Here is a 3,103-nt window from a genome sequence, read left to right as displayed (position 1 = left end):
GCCGCGCTCGGCTCGCGCCGTCGTCGCGAGCGCGGCCTGCCCATCATGGGGGACCTGTATCAGAGGTGCCGGCAGAAGGTGCAATCGCGGATGCCGTACAGCCATAGCCGGCGCCAGGGTCCCCGTGGCATCCCGCGTCCCTCGGGGTTGGATTACCGGGCCCGGCGCGGCAGGCGGGTGGGGACGATGACGCATGTCTGATAGAGAGGCGGAAAGCCCCGACACGTTGACGCCGGCCCGGCGGGCTGCCATCCGCGCGTCCGACATGTCCGCCCGCCCGCGGCGCCGTTGAGTCCGGAACACGATGACAGACCTGATCGAGACGATCCGTCGGACGCTCGTGCCGATCCACAAGGAGGGCTATCCCTTCATCCTGATCGGCATCGTGCTCACGGTGCTGGCCGGCTATTTCTCGCAGTTCTTCGGCTGGATCTTCCTGATCCTCACCCTCTGGGTCTGCTACTTCTTCCGCGACCCGGAGCGGATCACCCCGGTGGAAGACGGGCTCGTGGTCTCGCCCGCGGACGGGCGCGTCAACCTGATCGCCACCGTGCTGCCGCCGCCCGAACTCGACCTGCCGCAGGTGCCCACCTTGCGGGTCTCGGTGTTCATGAACGTGTTCGACTGCCACGTGAACCGGGTGCCGGTCTCAGGGCGAATCGGCCAGATCCACTACACGCCCGGCCTGTTCCTCAACGCCGAACTCGACAAGGCCAGCGACGACAACGAGCGCAACGGGATGGTGATCGAGACCAGTCATGCCGGGCAGGCCAAGCGCGTCGGCGTGGTCCAGATCGCCGGCCTGGTGGCGCGGCGGATCGTCGGGTTCGTCTCGGCCGGCGACGTGCTGTCGGTGGGCGAGCGGTTCGGCCTGATCCGGTTCGGCTCCCGGGTGGACGTCTACCTGCCGGCGGGCGCCACCGTGCTGGTCGGGCTCGGCCAGAAGGCTGTGGCCGGCGAGACGGTGCTGGCCGACCTCGGCGGCGGCCCCGGGCGGCAGTTCAAGCGGATCTAGACGGCCATGGACGACCTGTTCCCGCCCTTCGCACCGGATCCGAACGAGCCGCGCCCGCGCCGGTTCAAGCCGGTGCCGTTCCGGATGATCGCGCCCAACATGATCACCCTGATGGCGCTCTGCCTCGGGCTGACGGCGATCCGGCTGGCCTTCGAAGGCAAGTTCGAGCCCGCCGTCATCGCCGTGGTGGCGGCCGGCGTGCTCGACGGCATCGACGGGCGGGTGGCGCGGCTGCTCAAGGGCACCTCGCGCTTCGGGGCCGAACTCGATTCGCTGGCCGACTTCGTGAATTTCGGCTGCGCGCCGGCGCTGATCCTCTACGGCTTCGCGCTGTTCCACCTGAAATCCGCCGGCTGGATCGTGGCGCTGATCTTCGCCATCGCCATGGCGCTGCGGCTCGCCCGCTTCAACGCCATGCTGGACGACCCGAACCGGCCGGAATGGAAGAAGGACTTCTTCGTCGGCATGCCGGCCCCTGCGGGCGCGCTGACCGCGATGCTGCCGCTCTACCTGCACTTCCTCGGCTTCAGCGCAGAGGGCTGGATCGCCTCGGCGATCCTGATCTACGTGCTCGCCATCGCCCTGCTGGTGGTGTCCACGGTCCCGACCTTCTCGGGCAAGACCATGGGCAAGCGGGTGCCGCGCAGCCTCGTCCTGCCGATCTTTTTGCTCGGCGTCGCGGCGTTCGGCATCCTGATCAGCTACCCGTTCGAGGCCCTGGTGGCGGTGAGCGGCGGCTACTTGCTGACCATCCCGGTGGTCGCCGCACAGTACCGCCGTCGCGCCAAGGCCGAGGCGGCCACCGCGATCGACGACCCGGCCGGGCCTGCGATCACCGGGGGATAGGCGGGCGCCGCGCTGGCTTTCCAGGCGATCTTCCGTAGTCTGACCCCGGAATCGGTGGGGGACGGCGCATGCTCGAGGAATTCAAGACATTCGCCCTGCGCGGGAACGTCGTCGATCTCGCGGTCGGCGTGATCATCGGCGCGGCCTTCGGATCGATCGTCAATTCCGCCGTGCAGGACCTGTTCATGCCGGCGATCGGGGCGATCACGGGCGGGCTCGATTTCTCGAACTACTACATCCCGCTCTCATCGAAGGTGCAGGCCGGCCTGCCCTACGTGGACGCCAAGAAGCAAGGCGCCGTCTTGGGTTACGGCCAGTTCCTGACGTTGACCATCAACTTCATGATCGTGGCCTTCGTGCTGTTCCTGGTGATCCGGGCCATGAACAAGCTTCAGAACGCCGAGGCCAAGAAGCCCGAGGCTGTGGCCGAGGTTCCGGCGGACGTGAAGCTCCTGTCGGAGATCCGCGATCTGCTGGCCGAGAAGCCGCGGGTCTGACGCGGCATCGCGTTTCAGACCGGGGGCTTACCGTTCAAGCCTGAGGCTTGTCGGCGTCGTCCGGCTTCACGCCCAGGGCGTCGAGGATCTGGTCGAGAGCCTGGCCGACCGCCTCGGTACCCTCCTCATGGGTCTTCAGCCGGGTCTCGAGCCGGCGGATCTGCGGCTCGAACGCGTCCGGCGCCGGATCGTCCCCGAGGAAGCGGGGCTTGTCGGTCCCGACCGGCAGGACGCCGCGCAATTGCTGGCCGAGGTGATCGCGCACCAGTTCCGGCAGCGTCGCGCCGGGGTCGCCTGGATCCTGGCTCATGGTCGCCTCATGGTTCACGTGGCGGATCAACGGCTTCGCTGGAGAACCGTTGCGCCTCCGTCGTCCTGCGGATCGAAGACGGGCCCCGGAGCGGGTCGCTCCGGGGCCCGGTGGGCCGGCACGGGACCGGCCCGTGCGATCAGTCGATGACCTCGACGATCCGGTGGCCGCGATCGACCAGCACCGGACGGTCGTTCACGACGGTGTAGCGGTAGCCCGGCTGCACGCGGTACTCGTTCGGGACGTCGTAGTAGGTGACGCCGGAGGACGGCAGGGTCGAGCCGACGGCGACGCGACCGTCGTAATCGTACGAGCGGACGTTGCGCTCGCGGACGTAGCTGCGGAAGCGCGGCGCCATGTCGACGCCGAGGATGCCGCCCACCGTGCCGGTGGCCGCACCGACGGCACCGCCGACGATCCCGCCGATCGGGCCGG

6 protein-coding genes are annotated in these 3,103 nt (G+C 68.7%); 4 read left to right on the top strand and 2 right to left on the bottom strand.

Features of this window, described 5'->3' with window-relative positions; translation table 11 throughout:
- From FV228_RS33800 to mscL, 4 genes are all read left to right on the top strand, one after another.
- On the top strand, positions 1 to 201 hold a 201-nt coding region (locus FV228_RS33800), incomplete at its 5' end, for a hypothetical protein (RefSeq protein ID WP_210247819.1).
- A gap of 103 nt (positions 202 to 304) precedes the next feature.
- Positions 305 to 1,015: a phosphatidylserine decarboxylase gene (locus tag FV228_RS24985; RefSeq protein WP_147857019.1), complete on the top strand. Its 711-nt coding sequence runs from the start codon at positions 305 to 307 to the stop codon at positions 1,013 to 1,015.
- Positions 1,016 to 1,021: 6 nt separating this feature from the next.
- Positions 1,022 to 1,861 carry a phosphatidylcholine/phosphatidylserine synthase gene (locus tag FV228_RS24980; RefSeq protein ID WP_147857018.1) on the top strand — a complete coding sequence of 280 codons (840 nt, stop codon included), beginning with the start codon at positions 1,022 to 1,024 and terminating at the stop codon, positions 1,859 to 1,861.
- A 68-nt stretch (positions 1,862 to 1,929) separates the two neighbouring features.
- Positions 1,930 to 2,358 (top strand): large conductance mechanosensitive channel protein MscL, encoded by a 429-nt coding sequence (gene mscL, locus FV228_RS24975; protein WP_147857017.1) that lies wholly within the window; start codon positions 1,930 to 1,932, stop codon positions 2,356 to 2,358.
- 34 nt (positions 2,359 to 2,392) lie between these two features.
- On the opposite strand, the gene FV228_RS24970 is transcribed toward mscL, so the two are convergent.
- The gene (locus tag FV228_RS24970) at positions 2,393 to 2,668 is read right to left on the bottom strand and encodes a hypothetical protein (RefSeq protein ID WP_147857016.1); all 276 of its coding nucleotides are present in this window, start codon (positions 2,666 to 2,668) and stop codon (positions 2,393 to 2,395) included.
- A 139-nt stretch (positions 2,669 to 2,807) separates the two neighbouring features.
- On the bottom strand, positions 2,808 to 3,103 hold a 296-nt coding region (locus tag FV228_RS24965), incomplete at its 5' end, for a DUF1236 domain-containing protein (protein ID WP_147857015.1).

The sequence above is a fragment of the Methylobacterium sp. WL18 genome (genome assembly GCF_008040015.1).
In the GTDB taxonomy this organism is placed as follows: domain Bacteria; phylum Pseudomonadota; class Alphaproteobacteria; order Rhizobiales; family Beijerinckiaceae; genus Methylobacterium; species Methylobacterium mesophilicum.
Note: the sequence above shows the minus strand (reverse complement) of the source record. Positions and strands in the feature narration are given on the sequence as shown.